Raw genomic sequence first — 23,961 nt, forward strand, 5'->3', positions numbered from 1 at the left:
ATTGGACGCGTCGCGGCTTTCTTATTATCCCTATTCAAAGAGTTTAGTCACACCAAGCCTATGAAGCACATTCGTAATTTTTCGATTATCGCCCACATCGACCACGGTAAGTCGACCCTTTCTGACCGCTTAATCCAAGTTTGTGGAGGATTAAGTGAACGTGAGATGGCAGCTCAAGTCCTCGATTCTATGGATATAGAACGCGAGCGTGGTATTACAATTAAAGCGCAGAGTGTGACTTTAGATTACAAAGCTAAAGATGGTAAAACTTACCAACTTAACTTTATCGACACTCCTGGACACGTAGACTTCTCTTACGAAGTATCTCGTTCTCTAGCGGCTTGTGAAGGCGCACTACTTGTAGTGGATGCTGGCCAAGGTGTTGAAGCACAAACTCTAGCAAACTGTTACACAGCAATCGAAATGGAACTGGAAGTAGTGCCAATCTTGAACAAGATTGACCTACCAGCTGCTGAACCAGAACGTGTTGCTGAAGAAATCGAAGAGATCGTTGGCATCGATGCGATGGAAGCGACTCGCTGTTCTGCGAAAACAGGTTTGGGTGTTGATGATGTTCTAGAAAACATCGTGACGGCAATCCCGCCACCGGAAGGTGATCCTGAAGCGCCTCTACAAGCGTTGATCATTGACTCTTGGTTCGATAACTACCTTGGCGTAGTTTCTTTGGTTCGTATCAAAAACGGTAAGCTGAAGAAGAACGATAAGATCAAAGTAATGTCGACAGACCAAGTATGGGGTGTTGACCGTCTAGGTATCTTCACGCCTAAGCAAATCGATACTACAGAGCTAAATACTGGCGAAGTAGGTTGGGTTGTTTGTGGTATTAAAGACATCCTAGGTGCACCAGTTGGTGATACGTTGACGCTTGCAAAAGGCGGCAGCACTGAACGTCTACCTGGTTTCCAAAAAGTGAAGCCTCAGGTATACGCTGGTCTATTCCCTGTATCATCTGATGACTACGAAAACTTCCGTGACGCGTTAGGCAAATTAAGCCTGAACGATGCATCACTGTTCTTTGAACCAGAAAGTTCAGCAGCACTTGGTTTTGGTTTCCGTTGTGGCTTCTTAGGAATGCTTCACATGGAGATCATCCAAGAGCGTCTAGAGCGTGAATACGACCTAGACCTAATCACAACTGCTCCAACAGTAGTGTATGAAGTTGTAAAAACAGATAAAACGGTTCTTTACGTTGATAGCCCGGCTAAACTGCCAGCGGTTAATGACCTAGAAGAAATTCGTGAGCCAATTGCACGCTGTAATATTCTGGTACCTTCGGATTACCTAGGTAACGTAATCACACTGTGTGTTGAGAAGCGTGGCGTACAAGTAGACATGGTCTACCACGGTAACCAAGTTGCTGTGACGTACGATCTTCCTATGGCAGAAGTAGTTCTAGACTTCTTCGACCGTCTGAAGTCAACGTCTCGCGGCTATGCATCATTGGATTACAACTTCCAACGTTACGAGCCATCAAACATGGTACGTGTAGACGTACTGCTGAATGGCGAAACAGTTGATGCACTAGCTATCATTACGCACAAAGATATTGCTCAGTCTCGTGGTCGTCTACTGGTAGAGAAGATGAAAGAATTCATCCCTCGTCAGATGTTCGATATCGCGATTCAAGCAGCGATTGGTAACCACATCATTGCTCGTTCTACAGTGAAACAACTGCGTAAGAACGTAATCGCAAAATGTTACGGTGGTGATATCAGTCGTAAGAAGAAACTTCTTAAGAAACAAAAAGAAGGTAAGAAGCGTATGAAGCAGATCGGTAACGTTGAACTGCCTCAAGAAGCTTTCCTTGCAATCCTTCATGTTGGCAAAGATTAACTTTATCCAACATTAAACGAATAATTGAAAGTGAAAGAGTAGCTCGCTACTCTTTCACTTTCGTTATTTTTAAAGAAATGAAATTTAAGGGATATCAATGGCTAATACATTTTCGCTTATCTTAGTGATCGTAACTCTAGTGACCGGCATTGTATGGGCGTTGGAAAAGTTTGTGTGGGCGAAGAAGCGCCAGCAAAAGCTTGCTGACGTTGAAGCACAATCGAATGGCCTAGACGCTGAAACTAGCGCAAAAGTTACGGCTCAACCTTGGTGGGTTGAGAACAGTGTGTCCATTTTCCCGGTAATTGCATTTGTTTTGGTTCTGCGTTCATTTATTTATGAACCGTTTCAAATCCCTTCTGGCTCGATGATGCCAACGCTTTTGGTTGGTGACTTCATCTTGGTAGAGAAGTACGCGTACGGTCTAAAAGACCCAGTATGGCGCACTCAACTGGTAGAAACGGGCAAGCCAGAGCGTGGTGATTCAATCGTATTTAAGTACCCACCTCAGCCTAACATCGACTACATCAAGCGTGTTGTTGGTATGCCAGGTGACACCATTCGCTACAGCAGTCGTAAAGAGATCTGCATTCAGGCGAAGGGTACAAGTAGCTGTGAACCAGTGAAACTAAGTAATGTTGAAGAGAGCCAATTTATTCAAGATGGTGTGCCTCTGATTCAGCTGAACGAACAGCTTGGAGACGTAGAACACCAGATTTTAGTTAACCCATTGCGCCGCGATCGTGTGCAAGCATATCAGCCTCGCAATGGTGTTAACGAATGGGTCGTTCCAGAAGGCCAGTACTTTGTGATGGGTGATAACCGTGACAACAGTGCCGATAGCCGTTACTGGGGCTTTGTCCCTGAAGCAAACCTTGTTGGTAAGGCCGTTGCTATTTGGATCAGCTTCGAATTCGAACGCGGTTCAGACAGTGTACTTCCAACATGGATTCCTACTGGTGTGCGTTTTAATCGCATCGGTGGGATTCATTAATCGATCACATAACACATCGAGAGAGCATGAATTCTCCAATTGATAAACTAGAGAGAAAGATTGGCTATCAGTTTAATGATGCCGATCTTATCCACTTGGCGCTGACTCACCGCAGCGCCGCAGGTAAACATAACGAACGTCTTGAGTTTCTGGGCGATTCAATTTTAAGTTTTGTTATCGCTGATGATCTTTACCACCGTTTTCCTAAGGTAAACGAAGGTGATATGAGCCGCATGCGCGCAACATTAGTACGTGGTCATACATTGGCAGAACTAGGTCGTGAATTCGAACTAGGAGATTACTTAAAATTAGGTCCAGGTGAGTTGAAGAGTGGCGGTTTCCGTCGTGATTCTATTCTAGCGGATGCGGTTGAAGCGGTCATCGGCGCTGTCTATTTAGATAGTGATACCGAGACGGTTCGCGGCATTATTTTAAGCTGGTACCAATCTCGCCTAGATGCTATTCAGCCTGGAGTATCTCAAAAAGATCCGAAAACTCGCCTACAAGAGTTTTTGCAAGGTCGAAGAAATCCTCTACCTGTCTACACAGTGACTAATATTAAAGGTGAAGCACACAACCAAGAGTTTACGGTTGAGTGTGAAGTGGCAGGTGTGGATAAACCTGTTATCGGTAAAGGCACTAGCCGCCGCAAGGCAGAACAAGCGGCTGCTGAAACAGCATTAGAGCAACTAAGCAATGTCTGATAACAACCAAGATTTCGATATCGATGCATTCTTTTCATCTGATAGCAAAAAAACAGGCCTACCGGAAAACCAACACTGTGGCTTCATCGCTATTGTCGGTCGCCCAAATGTAGGTAAGTCGACGCTTCTGAACCATATTCTGGGTCAGAAGATTTCTATTACATCACGTAAACCACAGACGACACGTCACCGTATTATGGGCGTTGAAACTGAGGGTGATTACCAAGCGATCTTTGTTGATACTCCTGGACTTCATATTGAAGAAAAGCGTGCCATCAACCGCTTGATGAACCGTGCGGCGAACAGCTCATTGAGTGATGTAAACCTAGTATTCTTCCTTGTCGATGGTACTCACTGGACTGACGACGATGAGATGGTTCTGAACAAACTGAAGAAGACTGACTTCCCAGTTGTACTTTGCATCAACAAAGTAGATAACGTTCAAGACCGTACTAACGTGATGCAGCACATGATGGAAGTCTCTAAGAAGATGGACTTCATTGATGTAGTGCCAATCTCAGCGAAGCAAGGTAAAAATATTGATGTACTGCGTAAGCACGTACGTGAACATTTACCTAAAGCGACACACCACTTCCCTGAAGAATACGTGACTGATCGCTCGCAACGTTTTATGGCCTCTGAAATTATCCGTGAAAAGCTGATGCGCTTTACGGGTGACGAGCTACCTTACTCGGTAACGGTTGAAATCGAACGTTTCGATTACAACCCAGATAACGATGGCTTCCACATCAATGCACTGATTCTTGTTGAGCGTACAGGCCAGAAGAAAATGGTGATTGGTAAAGCGGGCGAGAAGATCAAAACGATTGGTCGTGAAGCGCGTATCGATATGGAAGAGCTATTCGGCCGTAAGGTTTACCTAGAGACTTGGGTCAAGGTTAAATCTGGCTGGGCTGATGATGAGCGTGCACTTCGCTCGTTAGGCTACATCGACGATCTATAATATATTGAACGTCACTTTCTGAGATTAAGAAAGTTGAACTGAAGATAAATCCAAGAGAGAGTGCGAACTCTCTCTTTTTGTATCTGTAATAAGGGTAAGTGATTGAGCGAAGGGTTACAGCGATGCTTTGTGTTGCACCGTCGACCATACAGTGAGTCGAGCCTGATCTTGGACGTCTTCAGCGAAGAGTTCGGTCGGGTGACGTTGATGTCTAAAGGCGCTCGCAGCAAGCGTTCCAATTTGAAAGGTGCATTACAACCTTTTACGCCGCTATTGCTTAAGTGGTCTGGTAATGGTTCGATGAAAACCTTACGCCAAGCTGAACCCATCAGCTTGGGGCTCCCTCTCGCCGGTATTAATCTGTATTCAGGCATGTACGTGAACGAGCTTATCGGTCGGGTATTGATGGCGGAAGTACCGATGCCTGCACTTTTTCACGACTATCTTCATGCTTTAACAGAGCTGGCGCATAATGATAATCCTGAGCCAGCACTGCGTCGCTTTGAGCTGGCTCTATTATCTGCTATGGGTTACGGCGTCGACTTTTTACACTGCGCGGGCACTGGCGAAGCGATTGATCCGAGCATGACTTATCGCTATCGAGAGCAGAAAGGTTTCATCGCTTCAGTACGTCGAGATAACCTGACTTTTATGGGCGATGAACTTATTGCAATCAGCGAACGTAGGTTTATCACTAAAGAGCAGTTAAAAGCGGCAAAACGCTTTACACGCATAGCCTTAAAGCCGTATCTTGGCGGCAAACCATTAAAAAGTAGAGAGCTATTTATGCCAACAATAGCCCTCTCCAGAGCACGGAGTATTGGAAAATGAGCTCAATCCTTTTAGGCGTTAATATCGACCATATTGCAACACTACGTAATGCACGTGGTACTAAATACCCAGATCCAGTACACGCAGCTGAAATCGCTGAACGTGCTGGTGCAGATGGCATTACTATTCACCTGCGTGAAGACCGTCGTCACATCGTTGATCGCGATGTGCGTATTCTGGCTGAAACACTTCAAACTCGCATGAACTTGGAGATGGCCGTAACGGACGAGATGGTTCAAATTGCACTCGATACTAATCCTGAGTTTGTTTGTCTGGTTCCTGAAAAACGTGAAGAGCTAACCACTGAAGGTGGCTTGGACGTAGTTGGTCAACTAGAGAAGATCAAAGCGGCGACACAAAAACTGTCTGCAGCAGGTATCAAGGTATCTCTGTTTATCGATGCTGACCGTGAGCAAATCGATGCTGCAAAAGCGTGTGGCGCACCGTTCATTGAACTGCACACGGGTCACTATGCTGATGCTAAGACAGAAGAAGATCAACAAGACGAGCTTAAGAAGATCGCAGCAGGCGCAAGCTATGCAGATGACTTAGGTATCACAGTCAATGCGGGTCATGGTCTGACTTACCACAACGTAGCACCGATTGCGGCACTTCCAGAGATCTACGAGCTGAACATCGGTCACTCGATCATGGGACGTGCAGTGTTTGATGGCTTAAACAAAGCCGTTGCAGACATGAAAGCAATCATGGAAACAGCACGTAACAACGCTTAGTTCGGCAAGTCGTCGGCACTAAGCGATGTACAGTTAATCATTAGACAGAAGTTAAGTAGTAGAGGAAACATGGCAGTTGTTGGATTAGGTACAGATATCGCAGAAATCGAACGTGTCGAGAAGGCGCTGTCGCGAAGTGGCGACGCTTTTGCTCAGCGTATTTTGACGGATTCTGAGTTTGAAGTATTCCAACAGTTGAAGCAAAAAGGCCGTTACCTTGCAAAACGTTTTGCTGCTAAAGAAGCTGCATCTAAGGCGTTAGGTACGGGGATTGCGCTGGGTGTTACCTTCCACGACTTTGAGATTTCAAACGATGAGCATGGTAAGCCAGTATTGAGCTTACACAAGAAAGCGCGTGAAATCGCAGAGGCGAATGGCACAACATCGATTCATCTGACTATCTCGGATGAGCGTCACTACGCTGTGGCAACGGTGTTACTCGAATCGTAAACAGATTATCGCGACTTTATATCTAGTGCTCTTGGCTCTAGACAGAAAAAAGCAGAGCTCATGAGCTCTGCTTTTTTATTGGCGGGTAAACCCTCTAAAGAATACTAGTGAGTAACAAGTACCCGCTAGGCCTTCGCCGGTTTCAAGTAGTGAATCGCGGTTGCTTGAACCTTATCTAATTCATCCTGAAGCTCGAAAAGCTCAGGTTCAATGTCTTCAACAGAAGTACCTGAACGCAGCTCTTTCTCTATTGTCGCACATACCGATTTTAGCCTTGGTACGCCGCTGTACGAGCTGCTGCCATGCATCTTGTGAATGATGTGTATCAGCTCTTCAACTGGATAGTCACTGTCTTCTATCGCTTTGTCTGCTGCCTCATACACCTCTGGAATAAAGTCGACGAGCATTTGCAGCATATCGCGTGCGAGGTCTTCTTTATTGGCGGCTTGTTTCATCGCAGCTTGCCAATCAATGATGATGTTTGTGTGCACGCTGGCTTCAGTTTCTGACACCGGACCGTTGTCGACTTCAGCAGAGACCGCTGGGTGGTCTGGATCTATTCTTTCGATGAGCTCAACCTCAGAGGTCGAGCTCCAATGAATCAGAACCTGCTGTAAAACATGCTCTTCAATAGGTTTGGTTAGGTAGTCATCCATGCCCGCTTCAAGTAGTCGATCTCGTTCGCCAATCATTGCATGCGCGGTTACGGCTATCACAGGTGTGTTCGCATTGTTCGCCAGTTTTTTGATGTTCTGGCAAGCGGTCACACCGTCCATCTGTGGCATTTGAATATCCATGAAGATGATATCAAATGGCGTCTCTGTCGCTTTGTCTATAGCCTGCTGACCACTGGTACAACTGATGACGGTTTCTACACGCTCTTTAAGCAGCGCGGTAATCAACTTAAGGTTGGCTGGGTTGTCGTCTACTGCCATCACAGTATACGGTAACTTCTCTTCAGAATGCGTTTCAATCGCTGGTGCAATCAAGGTAGGTGCCTGATTCGATACCAGAGTTTGCAGCAACTTCTTACGAGAAAGAGGCTTAGTGATGCACTGAACATCGACCTCTTTCATTAGTTGCTCACCCAACGCTAGCTCGGTACTTGGTGTACCAATAATCACGTTTTGAGCAATCTTCTTCGCACCGATCGCCCAACCACTCACAGTATCAAATTGATACTCTTGGTTGGCGGCTAGGTTAAGCAGAACGTAGTCATACGAGGTCGTCTCATCTGGCATCACCGAACGATACGTTACCACTAAGCCTTCTTGGGTTAGGATTTGCTGAGTAATCGATGCCGCTTGCATGTTTGGCTCGATAAGCAGCAGTTGTTTGTCTTGCAGACACTGCGTCTCAATCAGCTCTGTCATCGGCATATCAGTCGTTGATAGTCTCAAGGTGAACCAGAAGGTAGAGCCTTGGTGAAGACGACTGGTTAGGCTGATCTCTCCGCCCATTTGGCTGACCAGTTTTTGGGTGATAACCAGACCTAAGCCTGTACCACCATAGCGACGAGAGATACTTGCATCGGCTTGGCTGAAGGCTTGGAACAGCTGAGCTTGTTGACGCTCCGAGATACCAATACCCGTATCGCGAACCATGAACTGCAGCTCGATGTTGTCTTCGCTTTGTGAACGCAGCTCAACGCTGATATCAATATTGCCGCGCTCGGTAAACTTGATTGAGTTACCCACTAGGTTGGTTAGGATCTGCTGAATACGCAGTGGATCGCCCACCACACCTGGCGGTACTTTAGGGTCGATCTTCAGTGTCAGTTCTAGGCCTTTCTCATGAGCGTTGGTTGCTTGAAGGTTTACTACCTCTTCAAGGCTGGCTTGGAATTCAAATGGGATGTTCTCTAGGGCTAATTTACCGGCTTCAAGTTTCGAGAAGTCCAAGATATCGTTGATGATGCTAAGCAGGTTGTTTGCCGAGCGTTCAATGGTTTGCAGGTAATCGGTTTGACTGTTCGATAGGTGAGTCTTGAGCATTTGACGAGTAAAGCCAATCACACCGTTCAGCGGCGTTCTCAATTCGTGAGACATATTCGCTAAGAACTCAGACTTAACACGAGCCGCTTCTTGAGCGCGTTTCTTCGCGATGTCTAACTCAACGTTTTGAATCTCTAGCTGTTCAAGAGTTTCACGCAAATCTGATGTGGCCTGGTCGATACTGTGCTGCATCTCGACGTGATACTCTGATAGCGATACCGCCATCGCATTGATACCGTTTTTCAGCGAGTCTAGCTCACCATGCATCTTACCTTCGATACGCACATCTAGGTGACCTCGACGAATTCGGTCGACCATGTTTTTCATGTGTGTGATCGGTTGAGTGACATCGTGCATTAAGCGGAACGCAAACACGCCCGATAAACCAAGCCCGAGAATCAACACTAAGAATGCAGAGAACACTTCTTGATATTGCTGCAATCGAAGTGATGAAAGATCTAATTCAATCGCAATGTAGCCGATCGCTTGATTAGCTTGAGACTGACCGTTGGCTGAATTGATGTACTGGCCTTCGGCGATGATAGGTGTCCGCAGAATCAGCGTATTATCGAGAAGGTTCGATGAGCTTAAATGCGGGATCGGTTTATCTTTGGGGTAGGTCAGGCTTTCAAAATCGGGGTGGAAGTTTGAGGTTACAAACAACTCATGACGCTCATCAAACACCGCGATACTGCGCACTAGCTTAGAATTCTTTCGATGCGCATAGCTAATAAGCTGACGAACAGACTCTCGACTTTCGAGCTTCATGCCTGATTCACTCGTAATCGCAAGTGGCTCAATGATGCTAGTACCAGTGTTAACCACTTGACCTTCAAGGTCTTGATAGCGGTTAAATGAGAAAAATGCACTCAATAGCAACCCAATAATCAGGGTTGGAGCTAGAGTTAAGGTAATTACACGGGCTCTTAAGCCATATCTGGTCATGTTCTTTAATTACATCGAGGTCTGGATATGGGAAAATAACGCACACAATGGCGGTTAAGTGAACGGTAAGCTTAATCAAAGCCGTGACGTTCGACAATGATTCCAAGACATAATAGTGAGTCCTGGATACCAATTACTTATTAAAAGATACATTAGGCACAAGCAATGGCACGTTTTTTCCAACCAAAAAAGAAAACTCAACTCGAGACCAAGCATCAATCGGTTTTGGTTGAACGAATGGATCACAATGGCGCTGGCATCGCTTATCAAAAGAATAAACCGGTTTTCATTGATGGCGCATTGCCCGGTGAGCAGGTGGTTATTCAACTTACTGAGAGCAAAAGTAAGTTTTCGCGAGCTAAACTCATCAAGTTATTGAAGCCGAGCGAGCAGCGTTTAAAGCCGTTTTGTAAGCACTTTAATCAGTGTGGTGGCTGTCACCTTCAACACCTAGGTTACTCTTCTCAGGTTGAGCATAAATCGCAATCTCTGACGCACCTGATGAGCCAATACCAAACGGCGAACACTGAAGTTGCACAACCTATTGTCGGTGATGAAACCGGTTATCGACGTCGCGCACGTATCAGCCTATTTGTTGATAAGAAGACACAACAGCTTCAATTCGGTTTCCGTAAGAAGCAGAGTAAGCAGATTGAAAACATCACCGACTGTGCCGTGCTTGATCCTCGCCTTAATGTGTTGCTGCCAAAACTGAAAAATTTACTGAACACTTTCAACAGCCTTACGTCTTTAGGACACGTTGAATTGGTGTTGGGCGATACTGGCCCTGTTATGGTGCTACGTCACCTTAAGCCTCTGGTTGAAAAAGATGAGCAAGCGCTGATTGCGTTAGCAAAAGAAGAAGGCGCTACGCTGTATTCGATGCCTGAAACCGATAAGTTGGTTCGCTTAGTCGGCGATACACCTTCTTACAGCGAAACTGGCGTGACGTTACCGTTTGAGCCAAACCACTTTATCCAAGTAAACCAGAAAGTGAATCGGCAGATGGTGGCTCAAGCGATTGAGTGGCTAGAGCCTCAAGCGGATGAGCGAGTGCTAGACCTGTTTTGTGGTCTCGGTAACTTTAGTCTGCCTATCGCGCAACAATCGGCGTTTGTGGTTGGTGTAGAAGGCGTTGATGAAATGGTTCAGCAAGCCGCATCTAATGCAGCGTTAAACCAGTTAAGCAATACAGAATTTTACCAAGCTAACCTTGAAGAAGACTTATCTTCACAGCCTTGGGCAAAAGAGAAATTCGATAAAGTATTGCTTGACCCGGCACGTGCGGGAGCGAGTGGGATCGTTGATCAAATTTCAGCGTTAGGAGCGAAGCGTGTGGTTTATGTTTCGTGTAATCCTGCTACTCTAGCTAGAGATTCTGAGAGCTTAGAAAAACAAGGCTATCAATTAGCCAAACTGGGTATGTTGGACATGTTCCCACACACCAGTCATCTAGAATCGATGGCTCTCTTTATCAAGGCTTAGAGGCCCTTAAACAAGGCTTCAAATGAATCACAAAGGCGCAGGGAAGCCTGCGCTGATATCAATATGGTCGAACTAACTTGGAACCAGTTAGTCATATTGAATTGGGTATAAAACATAATAACTAGGAAGGCATGATGGTTGCGGTACGAAGCGCACATTTAAACCCAAGCGAACAGTTTGAGCTAGAAAGTTGGATTGCGTCATTGAATCAAGACGCAAAAACCTCGAATAAACTGATTAAAGTTTATCGTCACTGTGAAGAACTTTTAAAAGATCACGAGCAAGCATCGCTCTTGCTTTGGCGTGGCCGTGAGATGATCGAAATCTTGGTCACCTTGTCCATGGACCGTGCCACTTTAATTGCTGCACAACTTTTCCCCGTCGTCTCAAGCGGCGTTTTTGAGCGCGAAGCGTTTGAAGAAAGCTACGGTAAAGAAACCGTAAAGTTGATCGATGGCGTTGAAGAAATGGCGGCCTTAGGCCAGTTAAACGTGACCCTTGAAGGCAGTGCTGCCTCGGGTCAAGTTGATAACGTTCGACGCATGCTACTGGCTATGGTCGATGATTTCCGCTGCGTAGTCATCAAACTCGCTGAACGAATCTGTAACCTTATCGAGGTAAAAAAAGCGCCTGATGCTGTGCGTCGCGCGGCCGCAAAAGAGTGTTCTAACATCTATGCCCCACTGGCAAACCGTTTAGGTATCGGCCAACTTAAGTGGGAAATCGAAGATTACGCATTCCGCTACCAACAACCAGATACCTACAAGCAGATTGCAAAACAGCTGTCTGAGCGTCGTATCGTTCGTGAACAATACATCACAGATTTCGTTGATGACTTAACGGCGGAAATGAACCGTTCAAGCATCAATGCTGAAGTCAGCGGTCGACCAAAACACATCTACAGTATCTGGCGTAAGATGCAGAAGAAAGGTTTGGACTTCGATGAGCTTTTTGACGTACGTGCGGTACGTATCATCGCCGACCAGCTTCAAGACTGCTATGCCGGCTTAGGTGTGGTTCATACCAAATACAAACATCTACCAAGTGAATTCGATGACTATGTGGCGAACCCTAAGCCAAATGGTTACCAGTCGATTCATACCGTAGTACTTGGCCCTGAAGGCAAGACCATTGAGATTCAGATCCGTACTAAGCAAATGCACGAAGACTCTGAGCTTGGTGTGGCGGCGCACTGGAAGTACAAAGAAGGAGCTTCAAGCGGCCGTAGTGGCTACGATGAGAAAATCACTTGGTTGCGTAAACTTATCGACTGGCAAGAAGAGATGTCGGACTCTGGCGAGATGCTGGATGAGGTACGTAGCCAAGTCTTCGATGACCGTGTATACGCATTTACTCCACGTGGTGACGTGGTCGACTTACCAATGGGCGCAACCCCGTTGGATTTCGCCTACCACATCCACTCGATGGTCGGACACCGCTGTATCGGTGCCAAAGTAGCGGGGCGTATCGTACCGTTCACTCATAAACTATCGATGGGCGATCAAGTTGAGATCATCACGCAGAAAGAGCCGAACCCATCTCGTGACTGGTTAAATCCAACCACAGGTTTTGTTCATTCTGGTCGAGCTCGAGCGAAAATCAACGCTTGGTTCCGCGCACAAAGCCGTGAGAAAAACCTAGAAGCGGGTCGTGATATCCTGGAAGTTGAGCTAGCGAAAGTAGGCGCAACCCTAAAAGATGCTGATCAATACGCACTAAAACGCTTTAACGTGAATACGCCAGACGAACTCTATGCAGGTATTGGTAGTGGCGACTTGCGTATTAACCAAGTGGTTAATCACATCAATGCGCTAGTGAATAAGCCAACGGCGGAAGAAGAAGACAAGAAAGCGCTAGAGAAACTGCTTGAGTCGGAAAACAAGCCGGCACAACAGAGTCGTCCGAAGAAAGATGCGGTAGTGGTTGAGGGCGTTGATAACCTAATGACGCACCTAGCGCGTTGCTGTCAGCCAATCCCAGGTGATGTGATTAAAGGTTACATCACTCAAGGTCGTGGTATCTCAGTGCACCGCGCTGACTGTGAACAGCTAGGCGAGCTAAGCGTGCATGCGCCAGAACGTATCATTGATACCGTTTGGGGTAATGGCTTTGTCGGCTCATACATCCTAACGCTGCGTGTTGAAGCGCTAGAACGTAATGGCTTGTTGAAAGACATCACCTCACTGTTCTCGAACGAGAAGATCAGTGTGACGACAATGAAGAGCCGCATCGACTACAAGCGTCAGCTATCGGTAATGGATTTCGATTTGGAAGTGACCAATATTGAGATTCTGAGCCGAGTGACAAGTCGAGTCGAGCAGATCAAAGATGTAATGAGCGTTAAGAGACTTGGATGATCCTTTTGTGTCATTTATGTCATTCCCTACAGTGAGGGACGAACGTGATAGGGAATCTCGCCAAGCGGTTTGAGATCCCCAACTCGCTCATACTTCACTCTTGGAGATGACGAAAAATAGAAAGGTGAGTGGTTTTGGCTGCTCACCTTTTTTAGTTTTAAGAAAAGAATTAGATTAAAACAATCAAACAGAATAATAGGAAAGCACCATGAGCCACCCGATTGAACAACTAGAACAAATTATGACTAAGCTGCGCGATCCAGAAGGTGGCTGTCCTTGGGATTTAAAACAAAATTTTGAAACAATTGTCCCGCATACTATCGAAGAGACGTACGAAGTGGTGGATGCGATTCACAACAAAGATTGGCCGAACCTACAAGAAGAGTTGGGTGACTTGTTGTTTCAGGTGATCTTCTATAGCCAGTTAGCGAAAGAACAGGGGTTGTTTGAGTTCTCTGATGTGGTTGATGGCATTAACGAAAAGCTAACACGCCGCCATCCGCATGTGTTTTCTGATACCGAGTTTGCGAGCGATGAAGAAATTAATGTCAACTGGGAAGCTGAAAAAGCCAAAGAAAAAGCTCAGGCAGGCAAAACTCAAGAAAGTATTCTAGACTCAATACCAAACTCTCTACCTGCGCTTTCACGTGCTACAAAGATTCAAAAACAGGTAGCGAAATATGGCTTTGATTGGGACTCTATTGGCCCAGTGGCTAATAAGGTTTTAGAGGAAGTCGATGAGGTGCTGGAAGAGGCACTTCAAGTGACGCCAAATGAAGATTTGGTTGAAGAAGAGTTGGGAGACTTGCTGTTTGCGACGGTCAATTTGGTACGACATTTAGGTAAAAACCCAGAATCGGCACTCAATAAAGCCAATCTCAAGTTTTCGCGTCGCTTTAAAGGGGTGGAACAAAAAGTTCGTCAGCAAGATAAAAATTTGACTGACTTTTCACTACAACAGCTTGATTCCATGTGGGATGAAGTCAAAGTGGCGGAGAAAAGATAACCAAAGCTTTTATCATGAATTGATTTGAAGCAAAAAATAAAAAATAGCAGTGTGATAGATTTCACGTTGTGGCGATAAGGGGCTTCTGGTATATTTTCATCCCGTCCAGAAGTAGTCCATTTCCCTCATTCAACCAATTTCAGGTTAAACATGACGACAAATTACATTTTTGTTACTGGCGGGGTTGTATCCTCTCTAGGTAAAGGTATTGCTGCAGCATCTCTTGCAGCTATTTTAGAAGCTCGTGGTCTTAAAGTGACCATGATGAAGCTTGACCCTTACATCAACGTTGATCCAGGCACTATGAGCCCGACTCAGCACGGTGAAGTGTTCGTTACGGAAGATGGCGCTGAAACAGACCTTGACCTTGGTCACTATGAGCGATTCATTCGCACCAAGATGACTAAGCGTAACAACTTCACTGCAGGTCGTGTTTACTCAGACGTACTAGCAAAAGAGCGTCGCGGTGATTACCTAGGTGCAACTATTCAGGTTATCCCACACATCACTAACTCTATCAAAGAGCGTGTAATTTCTGGCGCAGCTGGCCACGATATCGCGATCGTTGAAGTTGGTGGTACGGTTGGTGATATCGAATCTCTACCATTCATGGAAGCGATTCGTCAGCTAGCAGTAGAACTAGGCCGTGAACGCGCAATGTTCATGCACCTTACTCTAGTGCCATACCTAGCAGCTGCGGGCGAAGTGAAAACTAAGCCAACGCAACACTCTGTAAAAGAGCTACTGTCTATTGGTATTCAGCCAGACATCCTAGTTTGTCGTTCAGACCGCAACATTCCTTCGAACGAGCGTAAGAAAATTGCTCTGTTCTGTAATGTGCAAGAAAATGCAGTTATTTCTATGCGCGATGTTGACTCTATCTACAAGATCCCTCAGCTTATTAAAGCTCAAGGTACTGATGAACTTGTATGTAAGCGTTTCGGCATCACAGCTCCAGAAGCAGACCTGTCTGAATGGGAACAAGTAATTTACGAAGAAGCTAACCCAACGGGTGAAGTGACGATTGGTATGGTTGGTAAGTACATTGAACTACCAGACGCATACAAATCAGTAAATGAAGCGCTAAAACACGCGGGCTTGAAAAATCGCCTAAGCGTTAATATTAAATACGTAGATTCACAAGACGTTGAGTCTCGTGGCGTAGAAGTTTTAGAAGGCCTAGATGCAATCCTAGTTCCTGGTGGCTTTGGTGACCGTGGTGTTGAAGGTAAGATTCTTGCTGCTCAATACGCTCGTGAAAACAAAGTACCGTACTTAGGTATCTGTCTAGGTATGCAAGTAGCACTTATCGAGTACGCTCGTAACGTTGCGAAAATGGAAGGGGCACACTCTTCTGAATTCTGTACTGAAACTAAGTACCCAGTTGTTGGTCTTATCACTGAGTGGACTGATGGCGAAGGTAAAGTTGAAGAGCGTACAGAAACATCTGACCTTGGCGGCACAATGCGTCTTGGTTCACAGCTTTGTCACCTAGCGAAAGGGACGAAAGCTTACGAATTATACGGTAGCGCGACGATCCATGAACGTCACCGTCACCGTTACGAAGTGAACAACAATCTTCGTCCACAAATCGAAAAAGCGGGCCTAAAAGTATCGGGTCTATCTGCGGACAAGAAACTGGTTGAAGTTATTGAGAACCCGAACCACCCATGGTTCGTTGCTGCTCAATTCCACCCAGAGTTCACTTCAACACCTCGCGATGGTCACCCATTGTTTGCAGGTTTCGTTAAAGCGGCTGGTGAGTTCCAGCGCGGCGAGTTAGAGAAGTAAAAAGGAATACAGGTAGCTGCGTAAGTTGTGCTGCTACCTTTAAATTTGACATTTATATATTCAACGAGAAGGAAACATTCAATGTCTAAGATCGTTAAAGTTCTAGGTCGTGAAATCATCGATTCACGTGGTAACCCAACTGTAGAAGCTGAAGTACACCTAGAAGGCGGTTTCGTAGGTATGGCTGCTGCTCCATCTGGCGCATCCACTGGTTCTCGCGAAGCTCTTGAGCTACGTGACGGCGACAAATCACGTTTCCTAGGTAAAGGTGTTCTTAAAGCTATTGAAGCTGTAAACGGCCCAATCGCTGAAGCTCTAGTTGGTACTGACGCTAAAGCACAAGCTGACGTTGACCAAATCATGCTTGACCTAGACGGTACTGATAACAAGTCTAAGTTCGGCGCGAACGCTATCCTAGCTGTATCTCTAGCTAACGCAAAAGCTGCTGCTGCTGCGAAAGGCATGCCTCTATACGAGCACATCGCTGAGCTAAACGGTACTGCTGGTCAGTTCTCTATGCCTCTACCAATGATGAACATCATCAACGGTGGTGAGCACGCAGATAACAACGTTGACATCCAAGAGTTCATGATCCAACCAGTTGGCGCTAAAACTCTTAAAGAAGGTCTACGTATCGGCGCTGAAGTATTCCACAACCTAGCTAAAGTTCTTAAGTCTAAAGGCTACAGCACTGCAGTTGGTGATGAAGGTGGTTTCGCTCCTAACCTTAAGTCTAACGCTGAAGCTCTAGAAGTTATCGCAGAAGCTGTTGCAGCTGCTGGTTACGAACTAGGTAAAGACGTTACTCTTGCTATGGACTGTGCAGCATCTGAGTTCTTCGACAAAGAAGCTGGCATCTACAACATGAAGGGCGAAGGTAAAACTTTCACTTCTGAAGAGTTCAACCACTACCTAGCTGAGCTAGCGAACAACTTCCCAATCGTTTCTATCGAAGACGGTCTTGACGAGTCAGATTGGGATGGCTTCAAGCACCAAACTGAACTTCTAGGCGACAAGCTTCAAATCGTTGGTGACGATCTGTTCGTTACAAACACTAAGATTCTTGCTGAAGGTATCGAGAAAGGCGTAGCTAACTCTATCCTTATCAAGTTCAACCAAATCGGTTCTCTAACAGAGACTCTAGCTGCTATCAAGATGGCTAAAGACGCTGGCTACACTGCAGTAATCTCTCACCGTTCTGGCGAAACTGAAGATGCAACTATCGCTGATCTAGCGGTAGGTACAGCTGCAGGTCAAATCAAAACTGGTTCTATGAGCCGTTCTGACCGTGTTGCTAAGTACAACCAACTTATCCGTATCGAAGAAGCTCTAGGTTCTAAAGCTCCTTACAACGGTCTTAAAGAAGTTAAAGGTCAATAATTCGTCCTATTTGGCACTGTAGCTGCGTTAACTGCAGAAGATTCACTAAGTCACATAGGAAACTATGCTCCATAGCTGAATCTTCTTTGTTGCCTTGCTACAGCACCAACTAGTTAGAATTATGCACTAATACTTTTGAATGCCTCGCTTATGCGGGGCATTTTTTTGTCTGTAGAAAACTGAATGAAAGAAGCTCTAGGCTCTAAAGCTCCTCCTTGTCACATATAAAGTTCGTCATTCCCTAGACTGACGAAGGAAGGAGTAGGGAATCTCATTGTTTTCCTGACAATGACTCCCCGACTTATTGATTCCCTGACACCACATATCTCGCACCAATAAGCTCATTATGGTATATATGTGCCTTATTCTAGTTCCTTCTTTTTCAACCGGCGAAAGGTGTTATGCGAATTTTTGCTTTAGTACTGCTCATAGTGTTTGGCTGGCTACAACACACACTGTGGCTCGGTAAAAATGGTATCTCTGATTACTACGGTGTGAACAACGAAATCCAAGTTCAACAGCAAGTAAATGAAAAGCTGCATATTCGAAATGCAGAAATGTTTGCTGAAATTGACGATCTACGCCAAGGCTTAGACGCGATAGAAGAACGCGCACGTCATGAACTTGGAATGGTCAAAGAAGGTGAAACGTTTTATCGCATCATTGGTGAGGAATCCCATTAATGTCGACTCAACTTCAAAGCGTGATTGCCGTTGTACCTGCGGCGGGCGTCGGTAGCCGAATGAAGGCAGACCGCCCTAAGCAATATCTCAAGATTAACGGCTCAACGATTTTAGAGCACACCGTAGATAAATTATTGTCTCATCCACAAGTCTCTCAAATTATCGTCGCGATTAGCGATGATGACCCATACTACCCAGAGCTTGCTCTAAATCAGAACCCACAAGTGATCAGAGTGTCGGGTGGAAGCGAAAGAGCGGACTCCGTACTCTCTGCTTTAGATTACATTGCAGAGCAACAGCTCGGTGAGTGGGTAATGGTGCACGATGCTGCAAGACCTTGTGTCCAGTTGGGTGACATCGATAAGTTGATTTCAGGCGCGATGAACCACGATGTCGGGGCTATTTTGGCCGCGCCCGTTCGTGACACGATGAAGCGAGGTGCCCAAGGGCAGATTGAGCATACCGTTGAACGAGCTGATCTATGGCACGCACTGACGCCGCAAATGTTTAGAGCAGAACCTCTCTGGAATACATTAAGTGAGGCGCTTCAACAAGGTGTTTCAATTACCGATGAAGCTTCAGCCTTTGAGTGGAAAGGTTTATCGCCCGCATTAATCGCTGGGCGTTCAGATAATTTTAAGATTACTCAGCCAGAAGATTTAGCGCTCGCTGAGTTCTATTTAAGTCAGAATAAGGAATAATGATGATTCGTATTGGCCATGGCTTTGATGTACATAAGTTTGGTGGTGAAGGCCCGGTAATTATTGGTGGCGTGAGCGTCCCTTATGAACAAGGTCTTATTGCACACTCAGACGGTGATGTTGCCCTACATGCGTTATGTGACGCTCTATTAGGTGCGATTGCTGCGGGTGATATTGGACGTCATTTCCCAGACACTGATGACGAATGGAAAGGTGCGGATAGCCGTGAGCTATTGAAAGATGTTTATCGTCGAGTAAAAGAGCAAGGCTACGTGATTGGTAATGCCGATATTACTATCATGGCGCAAGCACCAAAAATGGCGCCTCATATAGACTCTATGTGCCAAGCTATTGCACAAGACTTAGAAACCAGCATCAGTAATGTGAATGTAAAAGCGACGACCACAGAGCGTTTAGGTTTTACAGGTCGCAAAGAGGGCATCGCATGTGAAGCGGTGGTCCTAATTACCAAAAGTGCGTAAGCACCAACACGAAAAGAACAGCATGTCAGATATTTTATCTTCATTGGCTTATCTAAACGGTAAACCAACTGCGAAAGCAAAACTAAAAGCAAAAGCCGAACACTTTGTCGTTAATGAAGACTTGGGTTTTGAATTTACCGGCGAAGGCGAGCATCTCATGGTTCGCATCCGTAAAACGGGTGAGAACACGAGCTTCGTGGCCAATGAGCTGGCTAAAGCTTGCGGTGTTAAGTCGAAAGACGTGAGCTGGGCGGGTTTGAAAGACCGCCACGCTGTGACAGAGCAGTGGTTGAGTGTACACCTACCAAAAGGTGAGCCTGACTTTTCAGGGTTCTTAGCACAGTACCCAAGCATTGAGATCTTGGCGACAGCAAGACACAACAAAAAGTTACGTCCGGGTGATTTAGTTGGCAACCAATTCGAGCTGACTTTGTCTGAAGTAACAGACTGTGATGATGTCGTAAAACGTTTGGAAAAAGTCGCTCAAGTCGGTGTGCCAAATTACTTCGGTGCTCAGCGTTTTGGTAATGAAGGTAACAACTTATCTGAAGCTCGTCGTTGGGGCCGTGATAACGTTCGTACTCGTAACCAGAATAAGCGCAGCTTGTACCTTTCTGCGGCTCGCTCGTGGATTTACAACCTGATCCTGTCGGACCGTATTGAGCAAGATGCGTTTGCATCGGCATTGGTTGGCGATATTGTCATGAAAGACGGCGCTCAACTGGCAGTAACAGCAGACAACATTGAAGCTGTAAACCAAGACATTGCGAACGGTTCTGCTTTGATAACTGTTGCTTTGGCTGGCGATAATGCCTTACCAACGATTGATGAGTCTCAAGCGTTAGAGCAAAAACATCTTGATTCTGAACCTGACCTAATGGCGCTGATTCGCGGTAACCGCATGCGCCATGACCGTCGTGAAGCATCGTTAAAACCAACCGATTTAACTTGGGAAGTGAACGAAGATAATGTCACTCTTAAGTTCTCTCTAGACGCAGGTTGTTTCGCAACCGCTATCGTTCGAGAGTTGGTTGAAGAAGTACACGTAGAGAGAACCTACGAGCAATAACGATTCTGCTTGGAGCTGAGTCACTTGATATTGGAATTTAAGTGACTTGGCTTAGCATGGGAACAAAAGAAAGGATACAAGATGAAGATTTTACTCAGCAATGATGATGGTGTGCACGCTCAAGGTATTCATGAGCTAGCAAATGAATTACGTGATCTTGCTGACGTTATCATTGTGGCACCTGACCGAAATCGCTCAGGTGCTTCAAATTCATTAACTTTAGAACAACCTTTGCGCGTTCAAGAAATTGCAGAAAATACCTACTCGGTACAAGGCACGCCGACCGACTGTGTGCATTTTGCGTTAAATGAACTGCTCAAGAACGATATGCCCGATCTGGTTTTAACGGGTATTAATCACGGTGCTAACCTTGGTGACGATGTGCTTTATTCAGGCACAGTCGCAGCCGCAATGGAAGGGCATTTCTTAGGCGTTCAATCGGTGGCATTTTCATTGGTGGGTAAAAAACATTTTAAGACAGCGGCAGCGATTGCTCGTCGTATCGTCGAACAACATTTAGTCAACCCAATCCCAACTAATCGCCTGTTAAACGTCAATGTGCCTGATTTGGCTTTAGAACAACTCTCTGGTACTCAAGTTACGCGCCTCGGTGCTCGTCACCATGCCGAAGATATGATTAAGCAAAAAGACCCTCGTGGTCATGATATCTATTGGCTTGGTCCTCCGGGTAAAGAGCAAGATGCTGGCGAAGGTACCGATTTTTACGCAATCGAACATGGCTTTGTATCGGTAACACCGTTACAAGTTGATCTGACGGCGCACGAGTCGTTAGGTGCGATGACAACATGGTTAGGGGAGAAGTAAGTGAGCAATCCACAAGCCGAGCGCTTAGTTACTTTTCTGATTGAAAATGGTATCCGAGACCAAAAGGTTCTTGATGCGATTTACCAACTGCCGAGAGAGAGCTTTTTATCACAGGCGATGTACCATCAAGCTTATGATAATAATGCGCTGCCGATCGGACAGGGGCAAACCATCTCGCAACCATATATTGTTGCTAAAATGACAGAGTTACTTGAGTTACAACAAGATAGCCGCGTTTTGGAGATTGGAACGGGTTCTGGTTACCAAACCGCAGTATTGGCTCAGCTTGTTGATCATGTCTATTCGGTTGAAAGAATAAAGTCGCTACAATGGGATGCTAAGCGTAGGTTGAAGCAACTCGATTTCTACAATATTTCAACTAAGCATGGTGATGGTTGGCAAGGGTGGTCTTCAAAGGCGCCTTTTGATGCGATTATTGTTACCGCTGCTGCAGAGTCGATTCCTCAAGCGCTTCTGCAACAGCTGAAAGATGGTGGTCGTTTACTGATTCCTGTTGGGGATGATGAACAACAACTGTTGAAGATCGTTCGTCACGGCGATGAATTTTTGTCGAGTGTTATCGAAATGGTGAGATTTGTACCTCTTGTTCCTGGTGAACTAGCTTAATAACAAGATTAATGGTGTAGGTGGATAGAGAGTCGATGCGTTCGAAGTTGTTTAAAGGAAGTACTTTACTGCTTAGCTGTGCCCTTGTTGGGTGTGCAGCGAATTCGCCTGCGCCGGTTTCAAGCCTTAACAAGAAATACTCATCGATTGATCGTGGTAGTTATCGCGGCAGTTACTATGAAGTGAAAAAAGGCGATACGCTTTATTTCATCGCTTATGTGACCAATAAAGACGTCAATGACCTCGTCAGCTACAACAAATTGTCTGCGCCTTATACTATCCACCCCGGGCAGAAGCTTAAGTTGTGGCGTCCTAGCTACAATGCGCCAGCGTATGGTAAATCAACGGTAGCGGCAGCAGCAGTTGCTGCGCCTGTCGCGGCATCGACAACGTCATCTGCGGCAAGTAAACCGAAAACCACACCACAAAAGAGCAAAAACTCTAAACCGGCTCCAGCTCAAACTACCACCAAAGTGGTGAAAAAAGATCCACCAAAGAAGGTTGAACAATCCAAATCAAAGGAGTATGTTGGTTCTAAAGGTAAACAGAATGTTACACCGCCCACCAAACCAACAAGTGATAAAGTATCCAAATGGTTATGGCCAACTAAAGGGAGAGTAATCAAGAGTTTCTCTGTAGGCGAACAAGGAAATAAAGGCATAGACATAGCAGGACAGCGAGGTCAGCCAATAGTATCTACTGCAGGGGGAACGGTTGTTTATTCGGGTAATGCACTACGAGGCTACGGCAATCTAGTGATTGTGAAGCACAATGATAATTACTTAAGTGCATACGCGCACAACGACCGACTATTAGTATCTGAAGGGCAAAGTGTGAAACCAGGGCAGAAGATTGCAACAATGGGAAGCTCTGGAGCCAGCAGTGTTAGGCTGCACTTTGAGATTCGTTACCAAGGTAAGTCCGTTAATCCAAAACGATATTTACCTTAAATACAATATGCAAAAATTACGTATTGTATGGAGTGACATAGTCATTTAGCGACATATGAAGTTGTAATGTCATGCTAATTTCGCCAGGGGGAGGCGTTATGAGTATAAGCAATGCAGTAACCAAAGAAGAGTTCGATCTTGACCAAGCAACCACGGAACCGGAAGCTCTTGGAAAAGCAAAACGAACAGTCACTAAGAAAACTGAAGCGAAAGAAGAAGTTGAAGTTACGTCTAAAAGTTTAGATGCCACTCAACTCTACTTAGGCGAAATTGGTTTCTCACCACTACTAACCGCTGAAGAAGAAGTGCTATATGCACGTCGAGCTCTACGCGGTGATGAAGCAGCACGTAAACGCATGATCGAAAGTAACCTGCGTTTAGTGGTAAAAATTTCACGTCGTTATAGCAACCGCGGCCTTGCACTTCTCGATCTAATCGAAGAAGGCAACCTAGGTTTGATTCGCGCCGTAGAGAAGTTTGATCCAGAGCGTGGCTTCCGCTTCTCAACTTACGCGACATGGTGGATTCGTCAAACCATTGAACGTGCGTTAATGAATCAGACTCGCACTATCCGTTTGCCAATCCATGTTGTGAAAGAGCTGAACATCTACCTACGTACTGCAAGAGAGCTATCACAAAAGCTTGACCATGAACCAACGGCAGAAGAAATTGCTTCTAAGCTAGATAAGCCGGTTGGTGATGTGAGCAAGATGCTTCGTCTAAACGAAAGAGTGAGCTCTGTTGATACGCCAATTGGTGGTGACGGTGAGAAAGCGCTGTTGGATATTATTCCAGACATCAATAATTCAGATCCTGAGGTTTCAACTCAAGATAGCGATATCAAGAACTCGTTGATTTTCTGGCTTGATGAGCTGAATCCTAAGCAGAAAGAGGTGCTTGCGCGTCGCTTTGGACTACTGGGTTATGAACCGTCAACATTAGAAGAAGTGGGCCGCGAAATCAGCCTGACTCGTGAACGTGTTCGTCAAATCCAAGTTGAAGGTCTTCGCCGTCTACGTGAGATTCTTATCAAGCAAGGTCTGAATATGGAAAACCTGTTCAACGTAGAAAACGACTAATTGAACGGATGATGCTTCTCTAAATAGAAGACAAATAAAAACGCTGACTTTAAGTC

The 23,961-nt window shown here is 45.6% G+C and carries 21 protein-coding genes; 20 read left to right on the forward strand and 1 reads right to left on the reverse strand.

The window, feature by feature from the left end; genetic code table 11:
* Positions 1 to 60 precede the first annotated feature (60 nt).
* The 7 genes from lepA to acpS all read left to right on the forward strand — a co-directional run bounded on the left by lepA (position 61) and on the right by acpS (position 6,531).
* On the forward strand, positions 61 to 1,854 hold the full coding sequence (gene lepA / locus AB6F11_RS13885) for a translation elongation factor 4 (protein ID WP_017070453.1): 1,794 nt from the start codon (positions 61 to 63) through the stop codon (positions 1,852 to 1,854).
* A gap of 97 nt (positions 1,855 to 1,951) precedes the next feature.
* Complete coding sequence (gene lepB / locus AB6F11_RS13890) at positions 1,952 to 2,848, forward strand: signal peptidase I (RefSeq protein WP_017068697.1); 897 nt, start codon at positions 1,952 to 1,954, stop codon at positions 2,846 to 2,848.
* A 26-nt stretch (positions 2,849 to 2,874) separates the two neighbouring features.
* On the forward strand, positions 2,875 to 3,552 hold the full coding sequence (gene rnc / locus AB6F11_RS13895) for a ribonuclease III (protein WP_017066012.1): 678 nt from the start codon (positions 2,875 to 2,877) through the stop codon (positions 3,550 to 3,552).
* Positions 3,545 to 4,516 carry a GTPase Era gene (gene era, locus AB6F11_RS13900; RefSeq protein WP_017059042.1) on the forward strand — a complete coding sequence of 324 codons (972 nt, stop codon included), beginning with the start codon at positions 3,545 to 3,547 and terminating at the stop codon, positions 4,514 to 4,516. Before rnc ends, era begins: the two co-directional genes overlap by 8 nt.
* A 102-nt stretch (positions 4,517 to 4,618) precedes the next feature.
* Entirely contained in the window at positions 4,619 to 5,347 is a 729-nt protein-coding gene (gene recO / locus AB6F11_RS13905) for a DNA repair protein RecO (RefSeq protein ID WP_019826299.1), read from the forward strand.
* Positions 5,344 to 6,081: a pyridoxine 5'-phosphate synthase gene (gene pdxJ, locus AB6F11_RS13910; protein ID WP_017059040.1), complete on the forward strand. Its 738-nt coding sequence runs from the start codon at positions 5,344 to 5,346 to the stop codon at positions 6,079 to 6,081. Before recO ends, pdxJ begins: the two co-directional genes overlap by 4 nt.
* A gap of 69 nt (positions 6,082 to 6,150) precedes the next feature.
* Positions 6,151 to 6,531 carry a holo-ACP synthase gene (acpS, locus tag AB6F11_RS13915; protein ID WP_017059039.1) on the forward strand — a complete coding sequence of 127 codons (381 nt, stop codon included), beginning with the start codon at positions 6,151 to 6,153 and terminating at the stop codon, positions 6,529 to 6,531.
* 125 nt (positions 6,532 to 6,656) lie between these two features.
* Here the strand turns inward: acpS and barA are convergent, their stop codons facing one another.
* Positions 6,657 to 9,470 carry a two-component sensor histidine kinase BarA gene (gene barA / locus AB6F11_RS13920; protein ID WP_102394116.1) on the reverse strand — a complete coding sequence of 938 codons (2,814 nt, stop codon included), beginning with the start codon at positions 9,468 to 9,470 and terminating at the stop codon, positions 6,657 to 6,659.
* Positions 9,471 to 9,635: 165 nt separating this feature from the next.
* On the opposite strand from barA, the gene rlmD reads away from it, so the two are divergent.
* From rlmD to rpoS, 13 genes are all read left to right on the forward strand, one after another.
* Positions 9,636 to 10,955 (forward strand): 23S rRNA (uracil(1939)-C(5))-methyltransferase RlmD, encoded by a 1,320-nt coding sequence (gene rlmD / locus AB6F11_RS13925; RefSeq protein ID WP_102333133.1) that lies wholly within the window; start codon positions 9,636 to 9,638, stop codon positions 10,953 to 10,955.
* Positions 10,956 to 11,089: 134 nt separating this feature from the next.
* Positions 11,090 to 13,312: a GTP diphosphokinase gene (relA, locus tag AB6F11_RS13930; protein ID WP_102394115.1), complete on the forward strand. Its 2,223-nt coding sequence runs from the start codon at positions 11,090 to 11,092 to the stop codon at positions 13,310 to 13,312.
* Positions 13,313 to 13,520: 208 nt separating this feature from the next.
* Positions 13,521 to 14,318 carry a nucleoside triphosphate pyrophosphohydrolase gene (gene mazG / locus AB6F11_RS13935; RefSeq protein ID WP_102394114.1) on the forward strand — a complete coding sequence of 266 codons (798 nt, stop codon included), beginning with the start codon at positions 13,521 to 13,523 and terminating at the stop codon, positions 14,316 to 14,318.
* Between the two features lie 150 nt (positions 14,319 to 14,468).
* On the forward strand, positions 14,469 to 16,109 hold the full coding sequence (locus AB6F11_RS13940) for a CTP synthase (RefSeq protein WP_017063214.1): 1,641 nt from the start codon (positions 14,469 to 14,471) through the stop codon (positions 16,107 to 16,109).
* Positions 16,110 to 16,190: 81 nt separating this feature from the next.
* Positions 16,191 to 17,489 (forward strand): phosphopyruvate hydratase, encoded by a 1,299-nt coding sequence (gene eno, locus AB6F11_RS13945; protein WP_017059033.1) that lies wholly within the window; start codon positions 16,191 to 16,193, stop codon positions 17,487 to 17,489.
* 401 nt (positions 17,490 to 17,890) lie between these two features.
* Positions 17,891 to 18,172 (forward strand): cell division protein FtsB, encoded by a 282-nt coding sequence (gene ftsB / locus AB6F11_RS13950; RefSeq protein ID WP_010435786.1) that lies wholly within the window; start codon positions 17,891 to 17,893, stop codon positions 18,170 to 18,172.
* The gene (gene ispD, locus AB6F11_RS13955; RefSeq protein WP_102333131.1) at positions 18,172 to 18,873 is read left to right on the forward strand and encodes a 2-C-methyl-D-erythritol 4-phosphate cytidylyltransferase; all 702 of its coding nucleotides are present in this window, start codon (positions 18,172 to 18,174) and stop codon (positions 18,871 to 18,873) included. The genes ftsB and ispD overlap by 1 nt, the downstream gene beginning before the upstream one ends.
* 2 nt (positions 18,874 to 18,875) lie before the next feature.
* Positions 18,876 to 19,355: a 2-C-methyl-D-erythritol 2,4-cyclodiphosphate synthase gene (gene ispF / locus AB6F11_RS13960; RefSeq protein ID WP_017067356.1), complete on the forward strand. Its 480-nt coding sequence runs from the start codon at positions 18,876 to 18,878 to the stop codon at positions 19,353 to 19,355.
* 22 nt (positions 19,356 to 19,377) lie between these two features.
* Positions 19,378 to 20,424, forward strand: a complete 1,047-nt coding sequence (truD, locus tag AB6F11_RS13965; protein WP_102394113.1) for a tRNA pseudouridine(13) synthase TruD — start codon at positions 19,378 to 19,380, stop codon at positions 20,422 to 20,424.
* 81 nt (positions 20,425 to 20,505) lie between these two features.
* Positions 20,506 to 21,249 carry a 5'/3'-nucleotidase SurE gene (gene surE, locus AB6F11_RS13970; RefSeq protein ID WP_102394112.1) on the forward strand — a complete coding sequence of 248 codons (744 nt, stop codon included), beginning with the start codon at positions 20,506 to 20,508 and terminating at the stop codon, positions 21,247 to 21,249.
* Complete coding sequence (locus AB6F11_RS13975) at positions 21,250 to 21,876, forward strand: protein-L-isoaspartate(D-aspartate) O-methyltransferase (protein WP_017633213.1); 627 nt, start codon at positions 21,250 to 21,252, stop codon at positions 21,874 to 21,876.
* Between the two features lie 35 nt (positions 21,877 to 21,911).
* Positions 21,912 to 22,826, forward strand: a complete 915-nt coding sequence (nlpD, locus tag AB6F11_RS13980) for a murein hydrolase activator NlpD (RefSeq protein ID WP_102394111.1) — start codon at positions 21,912 to 21,914, stop codon at positions 22,824 to 22,826.
* A gap of 98 nt (positions 22,827 to 22,924) precedes the next feature.
* Positions 22,925 to 23,905: an RNA polymerase sigma factor RpoS gene (gene rpoS / locus AB6F11_RS13985; RefSeq protein WP_017059027.1), complete on the forward strand. Its 981-nt coding sequence runs from the start codon at positions 22,925 to 22,927 to the stop codon at positions 23,903 to 23,905.
* Positions 23,906 to 23,961 lie beyond the last annotated feature (56 nt).

This window comes from Vibrio sp. 10N.247.311.14, assembly GCF_041467715.1.
GTDB lineage: Bacteria > Pseudomonadota > Gammaproteobacteria > Enterobacterales > Vibrionaceae > Vibrio > Vibrio crassostreae_C.